This is a genomic window from Streptomyces sp. RGM 3693, from assembly GCF_050471125.1.
Taxonomy (GTDB): domain Bacteria; phylum Actinomycetota; class Actinomycetes; order Streptomycetales; family Streptomycetaceae; genus Streptomyces.
In genome coordinates this window covers 890990-917623 of record NZ_JBMPPQ010000003.1, presented here as the reverse complement: position 1 = coordinate 917623, position 26634 = coordinate 890990, and the positions used below count along the sequence as shown (strand labels likewise).

18 protein-coding genes and 1 pseudogene are annotated in these 26634 nt (G+C 67.0%); 8 read left to right on the top strand and 11 right to left on the bottom strand.

From position 1 onward, the window contains the following. Positions 1–421: 421 nt before the first annotated feature. From ACO0M4_RS32475 to ACO0M4_RS32465, 3 genes are read right to left on the bottom strand one after another with little or no spacing between them, the layout of a single operon-like run. Entirely contained in the window at positions 422–1318 is an 897-nt protein-coding gene (locus ACO0M4_RS32475) for an alpha/beta fold hydrolase (protein ID WP_430374652.1), read from the bottom strand. A 38-nt stretch (positions 1319–1356) separates the two neighbouring features. Further along, positions 1357–2601, bottom strand: a complete 1245-nt coding sequence (locus tag ACO0M4_RS32470) for a beta-ketoacyl-[acyl-carrier-protein] synthase family protein (protein WP_430374651.1) — start codon at positions 2599–2601, stop codon at positions 1357–1359. Beyond that, positions 2598–2834, bottom strand: a complete 237-nt coding sequence (locus ACO0M4_RS32465) for an acyl carrier protein (RefSeq protein WP_430374650.1) — start codon at positions 2832–2834, stop codon at positions 2598–2600. The genes ACO0M4_RS32470 and ACO0M4_RS32465 overlap by 4 nt, the downstream gene beginning before the upstream one ends. An 893-nt stretch (positions 2835–3727) precedes the next feature. On the opposite strand from ACO0M4_RS32465, the gene ACO0M4_RS32460 reads away from it, so the two are divergent. Beyond that, complete coding sequence (locus ACO0M4_RS32460) at positions 3728–5203, top strand: MFS transporter (protein WP_430374649.1); 1476 nt, start codon at positions 3728–3730, stop codon at positions 5201–5203. A 46-nt stretch (positions 5204–5249) separates the two neighbouring features. Further along, a complete protein-coding gene (locus ACO0M4_RS32455) occupies positions 5250–6296 on the top strand; it encodes a polyprenyl synthetase family protein (protein ID WP_430374648.1) in 1047 nt (348 codons plus the stop codon). 458 nt (positions 6297–6754) lie between these two features. On the opposite strand, the gene ACO0M4_RS32450 is transcribed toward ACO0M4_RS32455, so the two are convergent. After that, a complete protein-coding gene (locus tag ACO0M4_RS32450) occupies positions 6755–7288 on the bottom strand; it encodes a GNAT family N-acetyltransferase (RefSeq protein ID WP_430374647.1) in 534 nt (177 codons plus the stop codon). Positions 7289–7789: 501 nt separating this feature from the next. Between ACO0M4_RS32450 and ACO0M4_RS32445 the strand changes: the two genes are divergently transcribed. After that, the gene (locus ACO0M4_RS32445; RefSeq protein ID WP_430374646.1) at positions 7790–8143 is read left to right on the top strand and encodes an effector-associated constant component EACC1; all 354 of its coding nucleotides are present in this window, start codon (positions 7790–7792) and stop codon (positions 8141–8143) included. After that, entirely contained in the window at positions 8127–10382 is a 2256-nt protein-coding gene (locus ACO0M4_RS32440) for a caspase, EACC1-associated type (RefSeq protein WP_430375342.1), read from the top strand. Before ACO0M4_RS32445 ends, ACO0M4_RS32440 begins: the two co-directional genes overlap by 17 nt. A 149-nt stretch (positions 10383–10531) precedes the next feature. Here ACO0M4_RS32440 and ACO0M4_RS32435 read toward each other — a convergent pair whose 3' ends face one another. Continuing rightward, positions 10532–10801, bottom strand: coding sequence for a hypothetical protein (locus tag ACO0M4_RS32435; protein ID WP_430374645.1), 270 nt, complete (start codon positions 10799–10801; stop codon positions 10532–10534). 82 nt (positions 10802–10883) lie between these two features. On the opposite strand from ACO0M4_RS32435, the pseudogene ACO0M4_RS32430 reads away from it, so the two are divergent. Continuing rightward, positions 10884–11096: pseudogene (locus ACO0M4_RS32430) on the top strand (transposase); the annotation flags it as partial. Between the two features lie 50 nt (positions 11097–11146). On the opposite strand, the gene ACO0M4_RS32425 reads toward ACO0M4_RS32430, so the two are convergent. The 5 genes from ACO0M4_RS32425 to ACO0M4_RS32405 all read right to left on the bottom strand — a co-directional run bounded on the left by ACO0M4_RS32425 (position 11147) and on the right by ACO0M4_RS32405 (position 17333). Further along, the gene (locus ACO0M4_RS32425) at positions 11147–11620 is read right to left on the bottom strand and encodes a hypothetical protein (protein WP_430374644.1); all 474 of its coding nucleotides are present in this window, start codon (positions 11618–11620) and stop codon (positions 11147–11149) included. A gap of 487 nt (positions 11621–12107) precedes the next feature. Continuing rightward, positions 12108–14990, bottom strand: a complete 2883-nt coding sequence (locus ACO0M4_RS32420) for a M48 family metalloprotease (protein ID WP_430374643.1) — start codon at positions 14988–14990, stop codon at positions 12108–12110. Then, positions 14987–15484, bottom strand: a complete 498-nt coding sequence (locus ACO0M4_RS32415; protein ID WP_430374642.1) for a hypothetical protein — start codon at positions 15482–15484, stop codon at positions 14987–14989. The genes ACO0M4_RS32420 and ACO0M4_RS32415 overlap by 4 nt, the downstream gene beginning before the upstream one ends. A gap of 434 nt (positions 15485–15918) precedes the next feature. Further along, complete coding sequence (locus tag ACO0M4_RS32410) at positions 15919–16563, bottom strand: NAD-dependent epimerase (protein WP_430374640.1); 645 nt, start codon at positions 16561–16563, stop codon at positions 15919–15921. Positions 16564–16682: 119 nt separating this feature from the next. Beyond that, on the bottom strand, positions 16683–17333 hold the full coding sequence (locus ACO0M4_RS32405; RefSeq protein ID WP_430374639.1) for a helix-turn-helix domain-containing protein: 651 nt from the start codon (positions 17331–17333) through the stop codon (positions 16683–16685). 496 nt (positions 17334–17829) lie between these two features. On the opposite strand from ACO0M4_RS32405, the gene ACO0M4_RS32400 reads away from it, so the two are divergent. Then, positions 17830–18822 (top strand): bile acid:sodium symporter family protein, encoded by a 993-nt coding sequence (locus tag ACO0M4_RS32400; protein WP_430374638.1) that lies wholly within the window; start codon positions 17830–17832, stop codon positions 18820–18822. A gap of 242 nt (positions 18823–19064) precedes the next feature. On the opposite strand, the gene ACO0M4_RS32395 is transcribed toward ACO0M4_RS32400, so the two are convergent. Continuing rightward, complete coding sequence (locus ACO0M4_RS32395) at positions 19065–19754, bottom strand: FadR/GntR family transcriptional regulator (protein ID WP_430374637.1); 690 nt, start codon at positions 19752–19754, stop codon at positions 19065–19067. 457 nt (positions 19755–20211) lie between these two features. On the opposite strand from ACO0M4_RS32395, the gene leuA reads away from it, so the two are divergent. Both leuA and ACO0M4_RS32385 read left to right on the top strand, forming a co-directional pair. Then, on the top strand, positions 20212–22002 hold the full coding sequence (gene leuA, locus ACO0M4_RS32390) for a 2-isopropylmalate synthase (RefSeq protein WP_430374636.1): 1791 nt from the start codon (positions 20212–20214) through the stop codon (positions 22000–22002). Positions 22003–22847: 845 nt separating this feature from the next. Next, a complete protein-coding gene (locus tag ACO0M4_RS32385) occupies positions 22848–26630 on the top strand; it encodes a DUF6531 domain-containing protein (protein ID WP_430374635.1) in 3783 nt (1260 codons plus the stop codon). Positions 26631–26634 lie beyond the last annotated feature (4 nt).

The following is a 26634-nucleotide window of genomic DNA, read 5'->3' as shown; positions in this document are numbered from 1 at the left end:
GTGCGCACCGGCGGCTACGACAGCTGACCTGCATCACGGGCGCCGCCCCCGAGGTACTGGGGCGGGCGTCTTCGTGTGCGAACTCGAACCTACCCACTGTGTCTGACCACGCGGAAGCGCTCTCGAACCCAGGGGCTGTGCGGCAACGCTGTTGAGCCCGCGCGCGATCGGATGCAGGGCGGACCGATGCTCCCTTGGGCACCTGGCCGGCGAAAGCTGCTGGATCGGGTCCAGCCATGTTCAGTCCGCTGCCGATGGTGTGGGGTAACCCGAAGCAATCCGGACACGGCACCGCGCGGTACAAGCGCGGGGGCAGCCGATCGCCGAGGGCCTGCCGCCGTTCCGGTTGCGCACCGATGACGTGCGGTCAAGGCCCAGGGTGAAACTGGTTCACTCCCACTGCCGCCCAAAGCAAGGGCCTTCAAATGGATGCCGACGCAACTTGCGTTTCGTGTTTCGTCGGGCTGTAGGAGGTGCCATCTGTATGGATGGTCTGGTCGGTGAAGAACCTGATCAAGAGATCCGTAACGTCCTCCGCGCGCTCCAGCGCAGCCCAGTGGTCTGATTCCGTGAAAGTCACGAAACGGCTTCCTTCGATGGTGTCCGCAAAAGTGCGCTGCTGTTCAGGCGTAGAGAGAGTGTCGTGCTCCCCGCAGAAAACCAGGGTGGGAACGCCACGCAGACCGCCAGTCGGGGTCAACGTCTCCATAGTTGACCGGTTCAAGACATCGAATCCATGCGGGATGCGAGTGACGGCATGTGTCATCAGACGCTTGACATAGCGGTGCACCAACTTTCGGTGCCTGATCGTGCGGCTTTCGTCGTAGCAGAGAGAGAGGCTCAGTGCGAGGTCGACAAATGCGTGTGCATCTCCAGAGGCCATACGAGCTGCCGCTTGACGCCACAGGGCGAATTGGCGATCACTGATTTCCACGGGCACACCACCCAGCATCAAGCGTGCAACCCGGTCAGGGTGGCGCTGAGCAAAGGTGAAGGCCAGTGTGGAGCCGAAAGAATAGCCGAAGATGTTGGCTCGGCTGGCCCCGACGTCGTCCAGAACCCGTTCAACCACGGCGTGCATGACCTCCATGCCCTGATCAGGGCGCAAAGGGTCAGCCTCACCGGAACCTGGCAAGTCGACGGTGACAATACTCGCTACGGGCAGGAGAGGGGCGTCCAAATTCTGCCAACCATATTTATCCTGCAAGGCGCCACCCAAGACGAGGACGGGCTCAGTCTGAGGAGAGGGCTGTTTCAGAACTCGGTACTTGCACTTCAACCCCTCCACTGTGAGGCTGTGGATCGATTCGGCAGCCATGGGTCTCCTTATTTCGTAGTGCACAGCGAGGTGATAGTTCAACCCCGGGAAATAATGAGGGCTGAATTGTGGCCCCCAAATCCCAGTGACGTTTTCGCCACACAATTCAGCTTCGCTGATCTGGCTACCTTGCTCACCGTCTCGACTGGGATTTGAGGATCAGTCTTTTCCAAGTTTGCTGTAGGCGGTACCAGCTGATGCTGCAAGGTTAGTACGGCGAAGGCAGTTTCGATGGCACCAGCCGCACCCAACGTATGGCCAGTCATGCCTTTGGTTGAGGTAACAAGAGGGTGCGCACCCAGAACACGGTGGAGCATCATGCCCTCAAGAATGTCGTTCACCACCGTCGATGTTCCATGCGCGTTGACGTGCCCGATATCGGCACCGCTCACATCGGCATCGGCCATCGCGGCACGCAGAGCGCGTTCGCCGCCGACTCCGTCAGGGTGAGGGGCGACGGGAGCGTAGGCGTCGTTGGATGCGCCATACCCGATGACTTGGGCACGTACTCGGGCCCCACGATCTCGGGCATGCTCGGGACGTTCCAGCACGAGCATCCCGGAGCCCTCTCCGAGAACGAAGCCATCGCGGTCGATATCGAAGGGGCGGCAGGCAGTAGTGGGACTCTCCCGACGCGTGGAAAGACCCTTCATTTTGCACATGCTGGCTGCGAGAAGCCGAGAACATGATGACTCTGTTCCGCCGGCCACGGCGATGTCGCACAGTCCGGTGCGTAGCAATTCGCGAGCGATGCCGATTGCGTCTGTCCCTGAGGCGCACGTGGTATTGAGTCCCAAGCTCGGGCCAGTGGCCTGTAGATCACGGCAGACACTTGCTGCACCGTTATTACCAGCAGTCAGCGCCGCGGTCATCGGGGAGACACGGCTGGGTCCCCGCTCAAACAAGACGCGGTGCTGTTCTCCTTGAAAGGGTAGCCCGCCGTTGGCTGTGCCAACGATCACAGCAACCCGATCCTTCTCCCAGGATTCCGTGTGTAACCCGGCATCTTTCACTGCTTCACGAGCGGCCAAGACCGCCAACTGGGCGAAGCGATCCATGAGTCGACGCTCGGCCGCATCGAAGAAACTCGCAACATCACCGTCAACTAGATACATGAAGTCATTTGGCAGGCCGCGCAGTTCTTCAGGATGACCGACCCCTGACGGCACATTGAAATGTGTGACTTGATGCCAATTTTCCCTGACGCCTACGCCAGCTGCTGTGACCAGCCCCAGGCCGGTCACAGCAGCTGAGTAGGGTTGCCGTTCGGAGCTCTTTTTCATGCAGTCGCTACTGAAGACTGAACAGCTGCCAGCAAACTCTCGATGGTGTGATTGGGGGTCAACTCGACGTCATTCAGATCGATTTTGAGGTGGTTTTCGAGCAGTACCCTGAGCTCCTCCAGTGCCATCGAGTCGACACCAACCTTCCTCAGGGTCACCTCGGGTCTGACCTCCTGAATCGACGCCCCGAAGTTTTTCGCGATCAGTTCGCTGACCTGTTCCGTGACGTCCATCGGTTCACCCTTTTCTGGTCATGCAAGTACCGTCACGCGAAGCAACGAACAAGCTGTTCAGGGAGTTACGCCGCTTTGATAAGTGATCTAATTTGACGAGAGCCTGATGCTGGATGAATGCGACTGCGCCGGCTGGGCGTTAATGGGGACTTGGGGGATGGTGCTTTTATGTCAAAAGCGCCTCGATGATTCCGCCCTCCCTGCTCGGAGCGGATTTCGCGAACAGGGTAGCCCCGGCTGGATCGGTAGTCATAACGATATGACGCACAAGCGAATGCGCAGGTAATCGTCTAGGGTCAAGGAATTCAATTCACCCCTGCGGCGCATGGGGATGGCGACTATGGCGGACGTATCAGACGCGCAGGGGAGCCGCTCAGCGGGCGCTCCTCCGTGGGCCTGCGATGCCGCCCAGCCCTTCTGGTGCGGCACGGCCAGGGGTAGATCGGCTGCGTATATGCGCAGGTACACCGGGAGCACCGGGAGGATGACGTCGGCCACATCTCGTCGCGCTTGCGCCAGGTCCGCATGACCGCGCCGGGGTCGTCCGGGCTCGGGGAGTGCGACACCATTACGCCGACGATCTGAGCACGGTGTGGCGTGTCGATGCTCGCGAGCGTCTCCGGCGGGGCGGTGCACGGTGAATTCGTCGCCGCGGTCTCCCTCTCCAGGCCCAGGCCGCACGGGCGGTGCCAGCCGTCGCCGGTGGGGTCCTCGTACGTCATGGCGGCTTCGACCCGGTTCGGCGGTGTGAGGGAGTCGCGCGCCCGCGTGAGCCTGGGGACATCGCACGGAAAGATGGCGAACGGTCGCGCAGTGTAAGTTGGTTGCTACGTAGGGTAGTCATTTGGCTACTTGAAGTCGCGCCTGGTGGGGGCTTATCTGTGCGTCGGTGGGTGGCTCTGGCCGTTGTGCTTTCCGGCACGTTCCTTGCCAATCTCGACAGTTTCATCGTCGTCGTGGCCCTACCTGCGCTGAAGCTGGGTCTTGGCGCGTCTGAGGGGGAGCAGGAGTTGGTCCTCGTCGGCTATCAGCTGGCGTTCGGCATGGGGCTGATCACGGGCGGCCGGCTTGGCGATCACTTTGGTTTCGTTCGGGTGTTCGCGTTCGGCATGGGGGTGTTCACCGTTGCTTCGGTGGGTTGCGGTCTCGCGCCGTTCGCCGGGTTTCTCGTGGCGGCCCGGCTGGCGCAGGGAGCGGGTACGTCGCTGATGGTTCCCCAGGCGTTCCGGGCGGCCCAGTCGCTGTTCTCCGGCGGTGCACGCCGGCGCGCGTTCGCGGTGACTGGCACGGTCATGGGCGTGGGCGCGGTCTCCGGGCAGCTCTTGGGCGGATGGCTCCTCGCGGCAGACGTGTACGGGCTCGGATGGCGTGCGGTCTTTCTGGTCAACGTGCCCATGGGGGCGGCAGCCTTCGCGGCGTTGCCGTGGGCCGCTGCCGCAGAGAGGGAACGCGCAAGGCGCAACGAGCGAGGGTCCGTACCTCGGAACCTGGACGAGCGGGTGGCGGCGTGGCCCCCCGCCCGGCTGCAGCTGGACTTGCCAGGCACGTGCCTGGCTGCTCTCGCGCTCGGTCTGTTCATGACCCCGATGGTCATCGGGGGAACTGCCGGGGTCTCCTGGTGGAGCCTTGCCCTGTTGGTTGCCCCGGCCGCCGCCGGCTTCCTCCGGTACGAGAGAGCTGTTGAGCGTCGCGGAGGTCGGCCGCTTCTGCCCTCGGAGCTGCTGAGGTGTCCCGGTTTCGGCCGTGGGCTGGCGTTGGTCGCCCTCGCGAACTGCGGACTGAGCTCCTTCATCCTGACGCTGGGACTCCTGCTGCAGGAGGGGCTGGGCTGGCGGCCGTTGGCGACCGGTGCGGGGATGCTGCCGGCCGCGGTGGCGTTCGCGCTCACCTCTCTGCTGACACCGGCGTGGAAGGTGTCGCAGCGTCGTCTGCTGGGCTGGGCCGCCGCGGTCTCCGCAAGCGGATATCTGGGCTGTGCGGCGGCCGTGGTGTTCGGGGAGGTGCGCTGGCTGCTCGTTGCCGTGGGGGTGGCCGGGGCCGGGCTGGGGCTGTTGGTGGCCCCTGCGCTCGCCTTCACCCTGAAGGGGGTTCCCGAGCACGTCGCAGGCGCAGGAGCGGGTGTGGTCGCCACGGCGCAGCAATGCGCCGCCGCCCTGGGCGTGTGCGCCTTCGGCGCGCTCTTCTTCGCACTGGTCGATACCGGCACGGACATACCCACGGCGTTCGCGGCGGTCACCGTCGCCATTGCCGCGACGGCCGTGCTCGCCGGCTGGCTGACCGCAGGCATCCGGTCTGCCCCGGACTCCGCACGAGGGCGCAGGGTCCCTGCCGCCCGGGGTGGGCCCGGAGATGCCGACGACCTCCTGTGACCGCCCCTCCCTTGCGAAGCCGTAACTCAACGCCCCGGAGGCCCCCTTGACCGGCAAGACCGTCAGTGCCATCACGCAACAGAGCCGTCCCGAAGGGGACGTGAGCGCGGCCTTCCCTCAGGTACGGCACTACCTGGATGACCTTCTCAGCGGCTACCAGACCCGGTACGACCACCTGCACACCCCGTTGCGCGCCCTCATCACACGAGGCAGGCAAACACCGCACGAACTGTCGCTGCCGCTGCTGGTGCACGCGGCCGTGCGCGGCGCCCCGGAACCAGCGGTCCCGGTCGCCGCCGTCCACACCCTTTGGTGGCGCGCCGCCAACACCTTCGACGACATCGTCGACGGCGACGCCGGAACCCGCCTCTACGGATTGCCCCATGGGATCGCACTGACGGCGGCGCTCGAATGCGGGTACGCGCTCCCCCTGCGCGCGTTGGCGTCCATGCCCCTCCCCGAGGCCCGGCGGCAGGCTCTGATCAGGGAGTACCTGGATGGCTGGACGACAGCATGCGACGGGCAGATCGGTGACGTTCTGCACCACCCGGCCGATGTGGAGCCCGAAACTGTCCTGCACGTCTACCGTCGCAAGAGCGCAGCCCTCTACGCCATGGCCTGTTCCATGGCCGCCCGTGTCGCCGAGGCGACGCACCTCTCAGGTGCCCCGGCGGTACGGGTCCCGGACTGGGCGCGTTTCGGCCATGTGCTCGGCATGCTGGCGCAGTTCCGCAACGATGAGGACGACCTGCGGAGCGGACAGTGCGAAGACCTGCGCAACCAGCGGGCCACCTACATGTTGGTGCTCTTCCTCCGCTCGGCGTCGCCTGACAGGCGAGCACAAGCGCTTCGCCTTCTGGAGTCCGCCCGCGCGTCCGCCGCGAGCCGCCAGGAACTGCTCACGATGCTGCGCGACCCGGAGGTGGTGGCCCGGTATCACGCACACATCCACACGCAGAAGCGGGAAGCCCTCGCACTCATCGAGTCCCTGGCCCCGCGCAGCCCCTACGCTCCCGCGCTGCGTGCCCTGGTCCACTCGGAAGTCGGTTTCCTTCCTTCGGAGGGGCAGCTGGACCACAGCCAAGGGCATTGAAAGCCCGACGAGAACCGCAAACCCGCCCACGAACCCGGGTTCGCCGTCCAGGCTCTGCGGCCGACCTCCAGCGCGGCGACGACCGAGTACGGCCAGCCCGGGATCATCAGATGCTCGTTGCCGCCGCACCCATAGGTGTGGCAAAAGCCCAGGTCAGGGGCGGTATCCGCGTCCGTTCGCAGCCACGGCGACACATTCACCGCCGGGGTCGGTGCGTCCTTCGGCTTTCCGCTCCCCACATTCCCCCGTTGGTTCACGCCGTGAACCAACGGGGGCGAAGAGCAGCACTGGGGAAATTTCGAGGTCGGCATCACTGGCTGCAGTTCCGTGAAAGGGCAGGCCCGTGACGGGAAGGCGACGTCTATTTGCCTGGGCGTCTTATCTCGCGGCGATCAATGTGGTCGGGGACGTATGGACAGCGGTCGGCGAACTCGTGGTGGTCCGGTGGCTCCGCCGGCTCACGCCTGGAACTCGGTGAGGTCGATGGTGTGAACGCGCAGCGGGTAGCCGTACACCGGATGTACCGTCTCGCGTTCCAACACCATGCCGAGCTTGCGGATGACGCTTTCAGAGGCGTCGTCCCCCACCCGGTTGATGCTGATGACGCGGTCGAGCCCACGGTCCTGGAGCGCGAACTCCAGAGTGGCTTGGGCGGCTTCGGACGCGTATCCCTGGCCCCAGAACTGTGAGCCGAGCCGCCAGCTGATCGCCACGGCGGGCAGCACCTCCGGCAGGAACTCGGGCACGGACAGACCGGTGAAGCCGGCCAGTTCACCCGAGGCCAGCATCTCGACGGCGAAGAGGCCGAAGCCCTCCTCGTCCCACTCTTCCTCCCAGCTCTCGATGGCCTCCGCCGTGTGGTCCAGGTCGCGCACCGAGCCGTCGTCGATCCAACGCATGACCCGCGGGTCCGCATTGATGTCCGCCATCGGCGCGAGGTCGTCGTCATGCCAGCGACGGAGGAGCAGGCGAGGTGTGTGGATCTCGGTCATGGTGCCCATCCTGCCGAAGACAAGGGCCTCATCCGTAATCGGCCTGGCTGTCCCACACCCGAGGCGTGCGATACGCGATGCCTTGCGGGTGAAGCGGCGGCCACCAGGGCCCGTCCTCAGCCCAGTGCGTCGCCTGAGCGTCAGCGCTGGAGCAGGGCGGGGACGAGCCGGAAGTGGGCGGTGTGGTACTTCACCGCGACCCTGTTCGAGGTGGTGTGCGGCAGGGTGAGCCGGCCGGGGCCTGTCAGGTGGACATCGGCAGGCGCGCGATTCCACCAGCTTGTGCGGGTGGCTGATCACACCCCGACTGTTCCAGGAGTGCGTTTCACCGGCCAGGAACATGGAATCGACCCGTGAGACAAAATCACCTGCGCGGATGCTGTGGTGGCGCGGTGTTGAAAGGAGGACCACCTACGAAACAGTCATCGTCAGGTCCGGGCCGGTGGTCGAATAAGTCCAATCTCCTTCCTGTTGGCGATCGGACTGAAATGATGGAGCGTCATGGACGCTGTAATCGGTATCAGGGGTGGCGACGAGATCGGTGAGCTGGCTGCGCTTGCCGGTTGGCTTCGCGCGGAGCGTGAGTTGGAGGGCGCAATCCAGCTTGTACGCGGAGACATAGCGGAGACGGAGCTCGGCAGCGGGCTTGACGTGATCAGCGTCGCCGTGGGATCCGGCGGTGTTGGCGTGGCGTTGGCCCAGTCACTGTCCGCATGGCTGCGCACCCGGCGTTCGGACGTCAAGGTGACCTTCACCGCCAACGGCCGCAGGGTCGAGATCGATGCCCGGCGTGTCAAGGATCCCGTGGGCCTGATCACCCAGGTGTTGAGCGGTGACGATGTCGCCGAGAACTGATCGAATCGATCGGTCCGGATCCCGGGCCGTTCTGATCGGTGTCTCCGCTTACCAGGACCCGTCGTTCCCGCCCGTTCCCGCCGCGGAAAACAGCCTGTCGGATATGCACCGCATGCTCGTCGACAAGGATCTGGGCGGCTGGCCCGGCGACCAGGTCATTCCTGTGCGCAATCCAGTCGACTGCCGTCGGGTGATGATTGACCTGCGTCGCCATGCTCAGGGCACCACCGGTGTGCTGCTGCTGTACTTCGTCGGCCACGGCACCGTCACATCGAACGGGGAACTCGTCCTGGCCGTGAAAGACACCAGCGCCGACGAACCGGACATCACCGGACTGGAGTACTCCAAGATCCGGAGCATCCTGCGTGAAAGCCCCGCCAGGGTCAAAGCAGTTGTGCTGGATTGCTGTTATTCCGGGCGCGCCATCGATGTGCTTTCAGGGGACCAGCAGCACCTGGCCGACATTACCGACACACGAGGCACCTATACCCTCACCGCGGCCGACCGCACTGCGCACGCGGGACAAGCCGGCACTCGTACCCCCTTTACCGAGGAACTGCTCGACCTGATCACCGCGGGGATTGTCGGCGCTCCACCCGTGCTGACCTTCGCGGACCTGTACCCGCTCCTGCGGCACCGGCTGATATCCCGCAACCTCCCGCACCCCAACCAGCGCGGCACGGATACCGCCGACAAATGCCCGGTTGCCAGGAACGTATCTGATGAGCCTTCGACGACGGGCCCTGACCGTGGCCCGGAAGACGCATCAGATGCCCGGCACGAGGTGACAGGCGCCCCGATCCCGCCGACGGCAGCGGGGCAGCCGCCACCGCCACTGCCCCCGCAGCCGGGCACAACCACCCCGGACGTCACACAGCAACCGTCCAAACCAGCAGCTCCCTTCACCATCTCGTGGACGGGAAAGGATCCCCTGTCCACCTACACCAATTCCTCGGGCAAGGGTTGCTTCGATGGCTTTGCCAAAGTTGGGCTGGCGCTCTCCTCGCCGGGCGTTGTCGTACCGCCGCTGATGCACCACGTCGCGTTCGGGACCGGGCAGGACGACGGCTGGATGGCATGGTTCGTCCTGTCAATCGTCTTCGGGTTGTTCGCGCTCGGTATTCTTCTCTGGCTCTCTACAGTGACGTACCGGCTGAGGACCAATGGCTGGTCCCTACGCATTGGGTCCCAGGGCATCGCGACCACCAGCACCGCCGGCCGCTGTGAATACCGGTGGAACCATGTGCGAGGGGTCACCATCGAAGAGATCGTCGCCCCGATAAAATTCTTCGATGCCTCCGATTTCACCGTGAAGCTCCATGAGTACACCGGCCTCCATGTCCAGTTCACCATCGACGGGGCGAGTTCGTCCCCGTCCCGTCCGGCCGGGTGGCCCCCGTCGCATCCAGGAAAGATCGTCGTCCGCAGAAGCGGGCTAGTCGGGCGAATCCCCATCTGCGTCCTTGGACCGATGACGGACCAACAGCGGACTGAACTGAAGGCGGCGCTTAAGGCGCATGCCGGGAATCTGTACTACGAGGTGCCGACACAACCGATGTCGAACCTGGTCAGTGTGGGTGAGGGGAACATTCTGGCGGTGGACCAGTCGGGGAATCTGTGGAGGTACTCGGCGCCGAACTACTACGGTTCCGAGAAAACGCAGGTCGGCACCGGCTGGAGCGTGATGAAGAACCTTGTCGCCATCGGAGACTCGGCCGACGACATCTTGGCGATCGACAGCTCCGGGAACGCATACCGCTACTACGGCCCGAATTACTACGGTTCCCAGAGGACCCAGGTCGGTACGGGCTGGGACACCATGACCCAGGTCACCGCTGCCGGCGACGCCACTGGCGACATCCTCGCCGTCGATGGCGCAGGAAAACTTTTCCGCTACTACGCGCCGCACTACCACGGTTCGCAGCGCAAGCAGATCGGCACCGGCTGGAACACCATGAAGACCATCGTCGGCATCGGCGACATCTCCGGCAACGGCACCGCCGACATCCTCGCTGTCGATGGCGCAGGCAAGCTATTCCGCTACTACGCGCCGCACTATCACGGTTCGCAGCGCAAGCAGATTGGCACCAACTGGAACACCATGACCAACCTCGTCGCGATTCCCGGCACCGGCACCACCGACCTGCTCGCTACCAACGCCACCACCGAGGACTTGTACCGCTACACCGGCCCCGCCTACTCCGGCGCGCAGCGCAAGCAGATAAGTACCAACTGGTAGCACAGCATCGGTATCGAACCAGCCTGTTGGTGTTCCCTTCTCCGGTTTCTCAGGCCCGGTTCGGGCGGCGGGGCAGCGATGGCCGGTAGCCGGCCGGGTCGACTTGGCGAGTGCGGTATCGATCTCGACGTTGATGGTGCCGAAGAAGTTCACGTTCTCGCTGTGGGCCGAGGAGTGGTGTGCGAGGAGTTCGTCGTCGACTGCGCGGCCTCGGCGTGCATTTGGGCGATGGCCAGGCCGTAGTACTCCGTCGTCCAGGTCACCACCGAGTTGGTCAGCAGCGTCAGGCACCATGTCTGTGCGGTCTGTGCGGTCTGTGCGGTCGGGGATCGGTGGTGGTGGCGGATCGCGGTGTGAAGAGGGCCGCTGGCCCCGCCGTCAGCGGCTGCGAAGTGCCCAGCGCCGAACGAGATCTCCACCGCTGAGGGGCATGGAGGCGAAGCGGCGTTCCGGCCCGGCCAGCCTGCGCCGCGTCGGCGCGAGGCGACTGTCGCGGCTCGGTTCCGGGAACTCCGTGGCGCGGAAGCGATCCTCGGCATGCCCCGTATGGGCCCCTTGCCTGGGGCGGAGTTCGTCGCCTGCACCGGTGGGGACGTGGCCGCCTTCGGCAGCGCAGGCCGCCTCGCCGGGGTTGTTGGACTCGCACCGGTACCACGGGACTCCGGTCGCATCAGCGGCAATATGCGCCGGCCACATCGCTACCACCGCCGGCTCCCCCCCCGTCATGGCGCGACGGCTCGTGCCGTCCGCCACCATGATGCGTCTCAGCCCCTGATCAAAGGATCGTAAGGTTCGCCCTCCGGCGTGAAGACGAGGACGAAGTCCTTTCCGATCCCGAGGGCCACCTCCCGCAAACGGGCCAGGACGTCCCCTTCAGTGGGAAGGACAAGGCCAAGTGCTCCGGCGGCACGGTCCCTTCGGGCCACGAGGTCCGGCATGTCCTCCAGACACTCGGCCGCAAGCCGACGGCTTTCCTCGGCGGTGAACGTTTGGCAGTCACGCCACCACGGGGCGACCAGCAGGAGCCGCAGGAGTTCGGCCAGGCCGACCGCAACCAGCGCCGCGCCTCCTTCCGAGTCCGCGTACAGGACAGGACGTTCCTCGCCGCCTTCGCCGCAGAAGAAGAAGGTGCCCCCGGCACCATCGCCCGCGAAACCCTCCAGCGCAGCGCCCGAGGCCCACCGCCGAGCTGCCGAACCCGGGCGACTCGTAAACCCGGCCGGGCCGCCGGACCACATTCCTCGTTCCTCGTTCCTCGCGGTGGCGGCATCCGCCGTCGCACACTCGAAACCGTCCGGACGAACGCCTCCAACACCCAAGGAGCACTCACCGTGACTCAAGGGAACCCGCTGTTGACGATGATCCGGGAGGTGTGCGCCCTCGGGCGCGTCGACCACGACAGCCGCCGCCATCCACGGACGGCATCACCATCTACGCCGACGCCCCCGACTCCCCGTCCCTGACCGTCCTGCGGGACTGGCTCAGGCAGTGGGAAGAGGTCGACCGTCTCGCGCCCGCCACCTACACCCCCACTCTGGTCCGCACCGGTGAAGGCTGGGGCGGGGAGGTCTGCGGCCACCCCACCGCACGGTCAAGCCCGGGTGGGAGGTTCGTCGCTGGGGTGGGCAGTAGGGCGATGCGCAACATCCCCGATGCCGCCGGTCGGGCCGCGGGGATCGAGGAGACGGTGCGGGTGCTCACGCCCGGTGGCCCGTGCCGTGGGAGTTACTTGGTCGGCGACGTGGCGGTCTTCTTGATGTTCAGGACCGTGGTGCCGAAGGTGCGCATTCCGCTGACGATCTCGTTGAGGGATGTGGTGAAGAGGTGCTCGCGCTCCGCGTCGGTTCGGTGCGGGGCGTTCTTGGGCGGGTCGGTCGCCTCCTGGCAGTCCTGGGTCCCGTGGTGCACCTGGTTCAGGGCGGCGGACCAGTTCTTCTGGAGGTTCCGGTCCGGGACGGGGAAGTAGTCCCGGGCCTCCTCGACCCGCTGGCCCAGGGCGCCGCACAGGCGGTGGAACGCCTTCTCGTCCAGCGCGACCGTCCCGTCAGCGTTGCGCTTCCCCGAGGCGGACTTGAGGAGTTGGGAGTCCAGGGCGACCGAGGCGGCGTTGATCTGCTGTGCATGCCGGGTCCCGCCGTCGTTCAGCCAGGACGCCGCCTGCCAGGCGCGGGTCTCCGGTGCCTGCGCCGGCGGGGCGGGCCCGCGTTGCTTCCTGGCCGCATCGCCGGCGTCCTGCCACAGGCGGGAGTCGTCGGGGGCGGTTGCCTGGGTGAAGGTCACGGCGGCCAGCACCACCGCCGGTACGGCGAGCGTGAGGAGCGTGCCCGCCTTCAGGAGCATCGAGGGCGGGCGGACGGCCGTGCTCGATGCCGATGCTGCGGCGTTGTCCGCGGTCGGCCGGCCGCGGAACCGGCGCACCGCCCACGCCAGACCCGCCCCCACCAACGCCGCGCAGGCCGATCCGAGGACGGCGTTGACGAGTGTGAGGGAGATGACCGGGCCGTCGATGACCAGGCCGTTGTGGGGGCGCCACAGGCACACGTCGAAGGCGGTGTTCAGCGGTCCCAGGCAGCCGTCGGCGGAGAAGAGCAGGAACACCTCGGCGTAGGCGAGCAGTTGGACGACCTGCGCGGCGAGCAGCGCCCGCAGCAGCCAGTGCCGGCGTGCCCGGGCGGCCACCACGGTGGCCGTCAGCAGGCAGGCCGCCAGGACCGTCACGATCACCCACCACATATGGATGAGGACGAAGGGGCCGGCCGGACCCTTGGGCGTCGCCGGCCGCGACTGGTTCATCATGAGTTGGGCCAGGACCAGGCCGGCCCCGCACACCAGGGCCCCGGCGAGACCGGCGCCGAGCGTCCGGCGCAGCCGCAGTCCGGTGCCCGGCAGGCCCGTGCGCTGGAGCAGGGCGAGGACCAGCGGTACCAGCCACATCAGCAGCGCGCCGGCCCCAACCAGGATCTCGCCGCTCAGCGGGGTGAGGACGACGAGGCCGGTGGTGAAGGCCGAGAGGTCCGGGCCGTAGCCGTGCCAGTCGCCCGGGACCGTCCGGGCGTAGTACGCGGCCAGTTGTGCGCTTCGGTCGACGGCGCCGAAGGAGAGCGTCTCGCCCCCCGTCCGCCACCACCGCAGCCCGGCCCACAGAACCGTCGCGGTCACCAGCGCGCAGCACCCCGCGGCCGTCCAGCGCTGTCCGCGACGGGGCAGGGCGAGCGCCAGGCGCAGGGACTGGGACCACCACACCGCGGGCACGGCCGCGATGAGCAGGAACGCGAGCAGGTACTGGGGCCGTGGCAGCATCCAGTCGATCCGGTGCTGGCCGCTGGAGACGAACTCGCCCAGCAGCAGGCCGAAGCCGAGCCAGAGGCCCGCCACGGCGGCGGACCGCCCGTCTCCGTCGGCCGTCCCCGAGGCCCGTACGAGTGGCAGGCCCAGGGCGAAGCAGAGCACCGGAGCCACCGCGCCGACCGTGATCCAGAAGGTGGCCGGGCCGTCGGACAGGGCCGGAAGCGTCATCAGGGACTGGTGCAGGAGCGCCGCCGAGATACCGGTGAGGAACATCGCCAGGGGGCTGACCCGGTCCAGGCGGCCGGTGTCGTCGAGCGCGCGGCGGCGCTCCTCCCACCGCGGGTGGGTCCCGAGCAGCGCGGTCAGCCGACGCAGCCACGGTGCCACGGACCCGGCGGGGTCGGGGCGCTGCCAGCCGGCGGCGTCCGCGCCCCAGGCGACCGCCCGGCGGTCGGCGAACAGTTCGCGCCGCCGCAGCAGGTCGGCCCGGGCGAGGTGCACCAGCCCGGCCAGCAACAGTCCGACCAGCGCGGGGGCCAGCATCATGGCCGCGGCGCCGGGCCACCACGGGGACTTGGTGCCGGACAGCGCCAGGACGAGGACCCAGCCGGTCACGGTGAAGGTCGGGATCAGGGCGAGCAGGACGTAGGCCCGCCACAGGGCGGTACTGGCATAGGCGTAGTCCACGTCGCGGTGGTGCACATGGGCGAGTTCGTGCAGGACGACGGCGCGGAAGCCCTCGGGGTCGGTGCCGAGCCGGGGGAGCAGACCGGAGTGCAGGGAGACGGTGTAGCTGCCGGAGCGGCCGTAGACGCTGGCGCCGGAGGTCGTCCGCTCCGGGTCGACGCGGAAGCGCAACCGCGCGCGGATGCCGGCGCGGTCGCACAGTGCGGCGAGCTCGGCCCGCAGTGTGCCGTCGGCGTCGACGGTTTCGAGCGGCACCATCCGGCGCCACCGCTCGCGGGCCGCCGGCAGCCACCAGTACAGCCCCGCCGCGAGGGCGAGCAGCACCAGGGTGGCGAGGGCGCCGCGGTACGGGACGAGGGTGTGGTCGCCGATGCACTTGTGCAGGGTGTCCGGCCGGCTCAGGGCCGTCAGGAGGTTCTCCAGATCGCTGCTGCCGGGGTCGAATCCGGCGGCGTACAGACAGCCCGACGGGCCGTGCAGGCCCTCGCGGCCGTCGCGCAGGCCGAGGAGAATCGGGACGTCCTGGAGCAGCGCGTCGAGCGTGGGGGTGCTCGACGCCACGACGAGGACCATCAGCAGCGCGAAGCGGGGGCCGGTCCCGGTCGCGCTCCGGAGCGCGGCGAGGGCCTTCACGAGGTGGTGTCGGGCGCGTCGGGGGTGTCGGGGCGGTCCTCGTCGGCCGGCGCCGTCGCGATCCGCGCCACGACGCTGTCGGCCAGCGCCTCGGCCTCCCGGCGGTCGGCGCCCCGCTCGGTGGCCTGTTCCACGATGTGCGCTCTGACCAGCGCCAATTCGCTGGGATCCAGCGCGATCAGCGTGCGGTGCGCAGTGTCCGGCGCCCGGCGCAGCAGCTTGCGCGCGCCGGCCCGGCCGCGCGCCAACAGGCCCTCCGTGGCCTGGTCGACCGTGCGGCGGGCCGCCTGATCGAGGACGAGCCAGACCACCGGAGTGACCACCGCGGACATTTCCGCAAAGCCGAACCCGAGTGGCTCCCGCTGCTGCCCGCCCCCGCCGAGGGTGCGGACGACCCGGTCGTCGTCCAACGTCCGCAGGCTGTCGACGAGCGGTAACTCGTGGGCCGCGTGCTCTGCCACCACTTCGCGCACCAGATCGCGCACATAACGCACCGTGCAACCTCCGTACGTAGCAGTCCAGTTGTATGCATTGCAGCACCAAAGGGGGAACAGAGGGTACCCCCGAGGGGACACGATGACGGAACCGTGGCAAAGGCACGCGCCGGCGCGGGCGACGCCGGCACGGACCAGACCAGCGGCGCACCGCGTACGACCGACTGCCCGGACCGCCTCGACCTGCGGTCCTGCTAAGCGACTGCTGTCATACCGCCGCTCCGCACTCCGTGAGCGGCGCCGCCTGGCATGCGGGTTGGGATGACGGGTGCCGAGGTAGCTGTCGGGTCTCAGCCACTTCAACGCGCTGGCGCCCGGCCGAGGTGCTCGGTCGGGCGCCGTGTACTACAGCCTCACGTAGGCCGTGGGTGAGTCGTGTCTCTGTGACTGTGGGGAATTGCGATGCGTGTTGCGCCTCCACAGTCGTTCGAGGATCAGCCGCCGAAGTCCGCGGCGTGATGGGCGACCCATTCGGCGTAGGTGCGGGCGGGGTGCCCGGTGACCTGCTCGATGGTGGGCAGGACGGGGGTCGGTTCCGCCTGGGTGGCGGCGAGTTGGTCCAGGAGGAAGTCGGCGGCGGGGGGCGGCAAGCGGTCGAGCAGCCCTCGGCGGACGTCTTCGCGGGGCACCTCTTCGAAGCGGGCCGGGAGGCCGAGGGTCTCGCCGATGATGCGGACCCGGTCGATCTGGCTGAGTGCTTGCGGTCCGGTGAGTTCGTAAGACTTGCCGGGTTGCGCGGTGAGCAGGGCGTGTGCGGCGACCGCGGCGATGTCGCGCTCGTCGACCGGGGCCATGGCGGCGCTGCCGTATACGCCCCGTACGGTTCCGTCGTGCCGGATCTGGTGGGCCCAGCCGAGGTCGTTGGCCATGAAGACGGTGGGGCGAACGAAGGTCCAGGACAGCCCGGAGGCGGCGACGGCCTGTTCGCAGGCGAGGTGCCGTTCGCCGATCCAGCCGGGCTGAGAGAAGGTGACGGAATCCGAGGAGAGCAGCACGATGTGTTGCGTACCGGCCTCCTTGGCGCTGGCGAGGAAGCCGTCGAGGGCGCCGAAGACCGGGAACAGGAATGCGCGGTCCACGCCTTGCAGGGCGGCGGCAGGACAGGTACGGCGGACTGGGGTACTGGGGGCTGTCCGACGGGGCGTCTGACCGGCCCGCGTTGACATCGTTGCGACCGGTGTGGGCCCGGCCGCCAAGGTTATCGAGGGTGGCGCGTGACGGTGGTCGAGCGGAATGCCCGCCGATAGGCGGAGGGGGTGGTGTCCAGGGTGATCCGCATGTGTTGCCGCAGGTTCGTTCCGCTGCCCAGACCGGCCTTGGCGGCGATGTCGTCTACGGGTAGGTCCGTCGATTCCAGCAGGTGGCGAGCGTGTTTCAAGCGGGCGGAGGTGAACCATTCAGACGGGGACAGACCTGTCTCTTGCCTGAACCGCCTGGTGAAGGTCCGCACGCTCATGTGGCAGTGCGCTGCGAGGACGAACGCCCCGGTGCACAGGGACACCATCCGAGCTCGACGCTGAGCCGCCGCCCGCAACGTCTCGGCGATGCGGGCATCCAGTGCACCGTCGTCGAGCAGGTTCAGGGAGCGGGTGCCCGCGACGATCACGGTGTCGGCGTGTTCCAACAGGGACAGGTCGCCTTGGGGGGTGACGCCGTACCCGTTCGCCGTCGGCACCGCAGAGCCGTCCGGCGTTGCGGTCCGCACGTGGTACGCCGCGAAGCCCGCGCGGGATTCCACGGTGGCGAGCATCTGGGCCGGAATGCTGAGGTCGAACGCGGCCACCGGTGCGAGGGCGAGAACCGCTACCTGGTGGGGAGCTGCAACAGCCGCGGCCCGATAGTTGCACATGATGGCTCGTGGGCCACTCCTGTCGTGCTCGTGGGCTGGAGAAACTGATGACGTTTCCGCACTCCCACACGAAAGGTGGCGGCCTCGTCATGCCTGTCCCCCTGTAGACCTCCAGGGAGTTGATCGCCGACTCCATCGCGTACATGGTCCAGGCACACCGCGCGCGTTGCCGAACAGTGTGACGGTGCCGGGGAGTCCCGGCGTGCCAGGCGTCCAACCGAACGGCGCTCGCTACGCCTTTCCTCACCTCGCCCCGGCCGTGCATCCGGTGACAGAAGTCGGCCGGTCCGCCGTGAGTTGCCACGCGAGGGGAAGGTGTTGATCATGCTCATGCACGAAACCGGTTTCAGCCGGTCCCACCCCGACCACTTCAGGCTCCTCACTCTGCCCAGCACCCACGACCTCACCCCAGTCATTTCCCGGATTGAGCGTTTTCTCGCGCGTCACCACCCGTGACGGACACGATGGCGGACGCGGAAACAGGAGACATACCGACATGGAACACCTTCAGGACCCCAGCAGGACAACCACCCCGGCAGCGGCCGGGCCTCCCACCGATGACGCCACCGGGGCCGATCGGACGGCTCGGCTCGCAGTCACCGTCTTCCCGCTGCTGGTGCTCGCCGCCGGCGGCCTCGGCCTGGCCATGCCTTCGTCGTTCGCCCAAGGCAAGCCCGCCATCCCCTATCTACTCGGCCTGATCATGTTCTGCATGGGGCTGACGATGACCTCGCGGGACTTCCATAGCGTCGCCAAGCGGCCCTGGGCCGTCGGCCTCGGCCTGGTCGCCCATTACGTCATCATGCCGGGCCTCGGCTGGGCCATCGCCCAACTGCTGCACCTGTCCCCTGAACTGGCCGTGGGAGTCATCCTCGTCGGATGCGCCCCGAGCGGGACGGCGTCCAACGTGGTGACGTTCCTGGCGCGGGGTGACGTCGCGCTTTCGATGTCCGTGGCGACGGTCTCCACGATCCTCGCCCCTTTCATCACGCCGTACCTCGCCCTGCTGCTGGCGGGACACGTTCTCGATGTCGAGGCCGCCCCCATGGTCGTGGACATCCTGAAGACCGTGCTGGTCCCTGTCATCGCCGGCCTGCTCGTACGACGCCTGGCCAGCGGACTGGTCCGCCGTTGCCTGCCTGCCCTTCCCTGGCTGTCCGCCGTTACCGTCGGCGTGATCGTCCTGATCGTCGTGGCCGCAAGCGCCTCCGCGCTCAAGGGCGCGGCGGCCGTCATCCTGCTGGCGGTAGTACTGCACAACGGCCTGGGCCTTGCCCTCGGCTACGCAGCCGGCAGGATCGCCAAGCTCGACCCCGCGGCGAGCCGGGCGATGGCCTTTGAGGTCGGCATGCAGAACTCCGGGCTCGCTGCGTCCTTGGCCGCAACGTACTTCGCCCCACTGACGGCGCTCCCCGCCGCGGTCTTTTCGGTCTGGCACAACCTGTCCGGCGCCCTGGTTGCGGCATGGATGAACCGGCGTTCCAGGTAGCCGTCGCAGTTCTCCCCGAGGAGTCGCTCACAGCACCGGTGAGCGAGACCGACAATGTCTGTGTCTGTGCCTGTGCCTGTCTTCTGCAACTGCAACTGCAACTGCAACTGCAACTGTGGCTGTGTCTGCGGCAGGGCAAGGTTGGACGATCGACCGGATCGCGTCGGGCTCTCCGTGGTTCTCCTTCTTGCTGGGAGCCGGGCGGACCGCCAGGCCCGGTCCGGCATCCCGCCCGCCGTGCCTCAGAGGCGGTGCAGGCGGGCGAGGGTCTCCTCCAACTCGGCCTGTAGGGCGCTGCTGGCGGCGTTGGCATCGCCCCGCTCGATGGCCCGCACCAGGGCCTCGTGGGCTTCGTCCCCGTGATTCGGTTCGTGGGTCCGGAGGTCGAGGATGTCCAGCAGGCCGATCAGTCCCGTGCGGAGTGCGGGGACGAATTCGACGAACAGGTCGCTCAGCACGGGGTTGTGGGCGCCGGCTACGACCGCGGCGTGCAGTGCGATGTCGGCGTCGACAAAGGCCGCGTCATCGCCGGCCGCCGCGGCGCGGCGAGCCTCCAAGGCGGCCCGCATGGCGGTGAGATCGACCTTCGTGCGGCGCTGCGCGGCCAGGCGCGCGGCCTGCACCTCGACGAGCATGCGGACCTCGTAGACGTCGGTGACCGCGGCGCGCCGTAGCCGGGTGGGCCAGTCCTCTTCGGGCTCGGTGGCGATGACGAAGACTCCGGCGCCCTGGCGGGCCTGGACCAGACCGGCCCCGGCCAGGGCGCGCAGCGCTTCGCGCACGGTGGAGCGGCCCACGCCGAGAGTCTTGGCCAGGGCGGTCTCGGCCGGCAGCTTGGTCCCCACCGGCCACTGTCCCCCGGTGATCTGGTCGCGCAGGTGCTGGGTGGCCTGTTCGACCAGCGGACTGGGACGGAGGGCACTGAGCGGCATTCCGCCATCACCTCTCAGGTTGTCTGACTATGCGAGTGGTGAGTCTACTCGGTGCGGGGCTACCGCCAGGCGAACCGGGCGACCGGCCACGCAAGGGGTGGGGACGACTTGACGACCACGGCCGCACCTTCATTGAGAGGTACCAACCACCCAACCAGCCTCACCAACCACCCAACCACTCTCACCAACCCCCAACCATCCTCACGAACCACCCTCACCAACCCCCCCCCGACGCGCCAGAGGCTTTGGTCGTAGGGCGTCCGGCGACACCTCGGCTCCACCTCTCCAAGTTCCTCAGGTTGTCTGAGGAGTTGGCGGCGGCTACTGTACTCAGCATGCTGCTGCACGAGCTCCTTCTCCTCGGCTGCCGCTGCGGGGCCTGACACGACCGGCACCCCGTAGCGGGGTATCAGGCTGCGCCGGTCGTCAGACGGCCGACCGAGAGAAGTTCCGCCACATGGGCTCCTGTGAAACCACGAAGTTCCCCACCTTGCGCACTCCGTCCGGTGAGATCCCGGTGGACGCACCACGGTGGAATCCGCAACGACCGAGTGCGATGCCGCACCATCGCTACCAGCCGGTGCACGAACGCGTCGCCCTGCCCCCGACGGACCGGGACTGGCCTTCCCGTCGGATCGAGCGCGCCCCTCTGTGGGTTCCGGTGGACCTGCGCGACGGCAACCAGGCGCTGGCGGAACCGATGGACATCGCACGCAAGCGGCGGATGTTCGACCTCCTGGTCGCCATGGGCTTCAAGGAGATCGAGGTCGGCTACCCGTCCGCCAGTCAGACCGACTTCGATTTCGTCCGTCACCTGGCCGACGGCGGTGCGGTCCCCGACGACGTGACCATCTCCGTCTTCACGGCGGCCCGCCGGGACCTCATCGACCGCACCGTCACCTCCATCGAGGGGCTTCCGCGCACCCTCGTCCACCTCTACACGGCCACCGCGCCCACCTGGCGGGACGTGGTCCTGGGCCGGTCCCGCTCCGAGGTGCACGGACTGATCCTGGACGCGGCCGCCCATCTGCTGCGGCGGGTCGAGGAACGGCCCGCGGCGGACATCCGGTTCGAGTTCTCCCCCGAGGTGTTCAACCTCACGGAACCGGACTTCGTCCTGGAGGTCTGTAACAGCGTTACCGAACTGTGGGAGGCGTGCGCGGAACGTCCGGTCGTGCACAACCTGCCGGCGACGGTGGAGGTCGCGACCCCCAACGTGTACGCCGACCAAATCGCCTACATGGACCGTCACTTGGCCCGACGCGAAGCGGTGATCCTCTCCGTCCACCCGCACAACGACCGCGGCACCGGAGTTGCCTGTGCCGAGCTCGCCCTGCTGGCAGGTGCGCAGCGGGTGGAGGGCTGCTTGTTCGGCAACGGTGAACGGACGGGCAACGTCGACCTGGTCACCCTGGCCTTGAACCTGTACACCCAGGGCGTGAACCCGATGATCGACTTCTCCGATATCGACGCTGTACGCGAGGTGGTGGAGCACTGCACCCGGCTGCCGCTCCACCCGCGCCACCCCTACGGTGGCGAACTCGTCCACACGGCCTTCTCCGGCACCCACCAGGACGCCATCGCCAAGGGCCTGGCGCACCACGCGAAGCAGGCCGCCGACCAGGGACTCGGCGTCGCGGACGCGCCCTGGGCGGTGCCGTACCTGCCCATCGATCCGGGCGACATCGGCCGCACGTACGAGGAAGTCATCCGCATCAACTCCCAGTCAGGCAAGGGCGGTATCGCCCACCTGCTGCACACCCAGCACGGCCTGGACCTGCCCAGGACGATGCGCCCGGACTTCTCCCGCACCGTGCAGCAGGTGTCCGACGCCAGTGGGCGGGAACTGTCGCACAAGGACCTGTGGGAACTCTTCCGTACCACGTACCTCAGCCCTGCCGAGGACGGCCCGGTCCAGCTGGTCTCCTGGAACACCACGGAAACCGCCCCCGGCAACCACCGGTTCGCCTGCGTCCTGCACATCGACGACCGGGAGCACCACTGCCAGGGGTCCGGAAACGGGCCGCTGTCCGCCCTCGCCGACGCCCTCGGCTCCGTCGGGATCCCGATCGACATCCTGAACTACGCAGAGCACGCCACGACTACGGGACCGGGCAGCCACGCCGCCTCCTACGCCGAGTGCCGGGTGCGGGACGTCACCTGTTGGGGAGCGGGCTGGGACACCTCCATTTTGGCTGCGTCGATCCACGCCGTCATGGCCGCCGTCAACCGAGCCGTAAGGAGCTGACCACGCCCGCGGCTGCCGTAATCCGCGCGAACAGCGTGGCCCTCGTCCGCGACGCTGCCCCTCTTCTGCAAGAGGTCTCACTGACCGTACGACCTGGCGAGCACTGCCCACCGCACTGGGCGCTGCACTGCGCGCTGCACTGGGCACTGCTCGACGCCAATGGCGCGGGAAGGAGCAGCCTGAGGTAGCCGAGACCCTCCGGCGGCGGCCCGGTCTTGTCGGCATCGCGGAATCGACTGAGGGCGCGAACATCCCTGGCCAACAGGCGCGTTGGGGACCGCCCAGCACAGCGGAATGGATCTGCGGATTCTGGGCACCAACGGATTCTCGTCAATCCGCCGCCATAGAGACGTCATTGACCCTTCCGGGGGTATCTATTTGCCTCTCACTTGCGCCCTCTTGGAGATCTTCTGGTGAGCTTGCTGCGGGGATTGTCAACTAGGGGGACGGTATGGCGATCGAGCTGCCGGAGCAGGTGGTGTCGTTCCTTGTGCCGGCCGTCACCTTTGTCGCCGACCAGGCCGTAACTGCCGCCACCTTCGGAATCGCGGAAGCGGCTGAGGCGCTGGTAGTCGAAGCCGCCGGCGATCCCCTCGTCAAGACCGCCGGAAGGCCGTGGACGGCCTGGTCTGCCAGTCCGGCGCGTCCGGCAAGTCCGGCGATTCCTCCCTCGGCGTCTCCGACGGCGGCGCAGCGGGAGGAAATACGGGGGAGGGCGAGAGTTTCTCCATCCATCCGGAGGTCTTACACGCACGCGCGGAACAGCTGCGTGCGCATGCGCATGCGCGGACGGTGGCTTCACATGCCGCCGAATTCGAGTCGAACGCTGCGGGGGCGAGCTTCGAATGAGCAATCCGATCGTCAAGGCACTGGAGCGCGGCGCGCAGAAGCTGGGCAAAACGCTGGCGAAGGATGCGAGCAAGGCCGTCCAGGACCTCTACCACGGGGCGGGCGACAGGTTGAAGAAGGTCGCCACCAACCATGCCGAGAACGACGCCAAACACGCTGCGGAGCTCGACAAACTCCTCAAGGAGCGCGGGCACCAGGAGACCTCTAAAAGCCCTCATCCGACCGCAACAGGAGGCAAGTCCAAACACCCGGGCACGAACAGCAAGACGCGGGAGCAGCAGGACGAGAACCATCCGAACAACAACACCCGACCCGAGAACGCCAAGGAGGACTGCGGGGATCCGGTGGACGTCGCCACCGGAGACGTTTTCCTGACGGAAACCGACGTGTCCCTTCCCGGCATCCTGCCTCTCCGGTTTGTGCGGAAGTTCGAGTCCTCGTACCGCGTCGGCCGGCACATAGGGCCGTCGTGGTCCTCCACGATTGACCAGCGCCTGGAGATCGACGAGCAGGGGATCGTCTTCGTCACCGAGGACGGAATGCTGCTGTCCTACGATCCGCCTGAACCTGGTCAGCGCACACTGCCGGCCCACGGACCTCGCTGGCCGTTGTTCCGCACACCTCAGGGCGATTGGGCCATTGAAAATCCCAGGACCGGACACACGCGATACTTCTCCGAAGCCGCACACGACCCCGGCTCGGCCCTGCTCGATGAGTTAACGGATCGCAACGGCAACTACCTCTCCTTCGACTACGAGGAAGAGACCGGCGCTCCGCTCGCCATCAGGCACTCCGGTGGTTACCACCTCAAGTTCACCTGCGACGAACAGGGCCGTGTTGCAGCACTGCACCTCGCCGGCGGCGCGGAAGACGGGGGTGATGCCCTGGTCGTGTCGTACGGACACGACGACATGGGCAACCTCACCGAGGTCACCACATCCTGCGGAATTCCTGGCCGGTATGAGTACGACGATCTCCATCGGATGACCGCCTGGGTAGATACCAACGGCAGCCGCTACGAGTACACCTACGATCCGAGCGGCCGCTGCGTTTCTCAGGGTGGCACCGAAGGCCACCTGCGCTACCACTACGCATACCGTCAAGCCGACCCCGAAACCGGCCACCGCATCACCACGGCCACCAACTCCCTTGGCCACACCAGCTACTACCGGATCAACGAACGACTTCAAGTCGTGGCCGAGACCGATCCCCTGGGCAACACCAGCAGGAAACAATGGGACAACCGGGACCAGCTCCTCTCCTCCACGGATGCGTTTGGAAACGTCACCAGATACGTATGGGATGAAGACCGCAACCTGACGGCGATCCAACTGCCCGATGGCAGTGTGCAGACGATCACCTGCAATGCGCTCCACTTGCCGGTGGAGATAACCGGCGCCAATGGCGCGGTGTGGCAGCAGGAGTGGGACGGCAACGGCAACCGCACATCGGTCACCACTCCGGACGGCGCGCGTTCGACGTTCACCTACGATGCGGCCGGGGCTGTTACGGCGGTCACGGATCCGACGGGGGCAACAAGGCACTTCGTCAACGGCGACGCAGGACTGCCGACGGCCATCAGGGATCCGCTGGGGAACACCACGTCCGTCGTCCGCGACGCATTTGGGCATGTCACACAGCTGATTGATGCAACCGGGGCGATCGTCCGACTGGAGTGGACCGTCGAAGGCAATCCCACCCGGCGCATCGTGCAGGACGGCCGCGAGGAGTCGTGGACGTGGGACGGCGAGGGAAACTGTTTGTCGCATACCGACACCAACGGTGGCCTCACGCATTACGCGTACACGCACTTCGACCAGTTGGCGGCGCGCACAGGCCCCGACGGCGTCCGGTACGAGTTCTCCTACGACACCGAACTTCAAGTGACCAGCGTTCGGAATCCGCAGGGGCTCACCTGGGACTACCTCTACGATGCGGCGGGACGTCTGATATCCGAGACGGATTTCGACGATCGCACCGTCACCTACCAGTACGACACCGCCGGCCGGCCGACGTCCCGGACCAATCCGCTGGGGCAGACCATCACCTATGCCTGGAATCCGGTGGGCCAGTTGATGAGCAAGGACGCCGCGGGCGAGGTCACTAAATACCGCTACAACATGGCCGGCGACCTCATCGGTGCCGCATCCCCGACCTCCACGCTGACCTACGAACGAGACGTCATGGGCCGCGTGTTGTCAGAGACCGTGGACGGTCGCACGACGACCTATTCCTATGACGGCGAAGGCCGCCGCATCTCCCGCGTCACCCCCACGGGCGTGGCCACACACCTTGCCTACGACCTCGCCGGGAATCGCACAGAGATGTCCGTGCACGGGCACAGGATGGCGTTCACACACGATGAACTGGGCCGTGAAGTGCATCGGGCTTTCGGCACCGCGCACGACGTCGTCATGCTCACCACTGCCTGGGACGAGCGCAGTCGGCCCGTCCACCAGAAGCTGGCCACACAAACCCACACCCTCCGCTCGCGTGCCTACCGCTACCGCTCCGACAGCTACCTCACGGCCGTCATCGATGAGCTGAGAGGAACGCAAAGTCACTTCGATCTGGATCAGGTCGGTCGACCGGTGGCCGTGACGGCGGAGAACTGGTCCGAGTCGTATGCCTACGACGCGGTCGGCAATCAGACGACGGCCGAGTGGCCGGACCGCGCCGGCCGCATCGCCGCTCGTGGCGAGCGCACATACTCCGGCACCCGACTTCTGACCGCTGGCAGGATCCAGTACATATACGACGGCGCCGGGCGCACCCTCCAACGCCAGAAAACCCGGCTGTCAAAGAAACCGGATACCTGGCGCTATGAGTGGGATGCCGAAGACCGCCTGATCGCCTGTTCCACCCCGGACGGGACGGTATGGAACTACACATACGACCCATTGGGCCGCAGGACCGCCAAGCGTCGGCTGGCGGCGGACGGTTCGATCGCGGAAGAAACTCTCTTCACCTGGGACGGCACCCGCCTCGCGGAACAGACCACTCCCCATACCGGCGTCACGCTGACCTGGGATCACGATGACCATCGCCCCCTGACACAGACCGAGCGGCGGCTCAGCTGGGACCAGTCCGAGATCGACTCCCGCTTCTTCGCCATCATCACCGATCTCGTCGGTACCCCCACGGACCTCGTCGACGAGACCGGACACGTTGCCTGGTACTCCCGTAGAACGCTCTGGGGAACTACTGCACGGAATCGCGATGCCACCGCCCACACACCGCTGCGGTTTCCTGGCCAATACGACGACGAGGAAACCGCCCTCCACTACAACTTCCACCGCCACTACGACCCCGATACGGCGCGCTACGCAACGCCCGATCCGCTCGGCCTGGAGCCCGCACCGAATCCCGCCACCTATCCGCACAACCCCCACAGCTGGTCCGACCCTCTGGGACTGTCCCCCGAGAGCTGCCCGAAGAAGAAGGCCCAGCGCAGCGACCCCGAGCAGGTGTGCACCGTCGGGGACTACGCTCAGGAGTCCATCCCAGCGCAGAGCAAGTCCCAGAAGTTCACCGCTGAGGAGCGACGGCAGGTCAACGACCTTGGTGAGCAATTCGGTTGCCACACATGCGGTTCCAAGGACCCGATGTCGAAGGGCGGGAACTTCGTGCCCGACCATCAACCCATCAGCTCATGGGTCCCGGACGGGACACCGCAGCGCCTCTACCCGCAATGCCTGCCGTGCAGCCGGCAGCAAGCGGGCTGGGCAAGGCAGCTCGCGCCTATCATGAGGCCCTTGTACGAGAGCAAGGGGAAGTGACGGA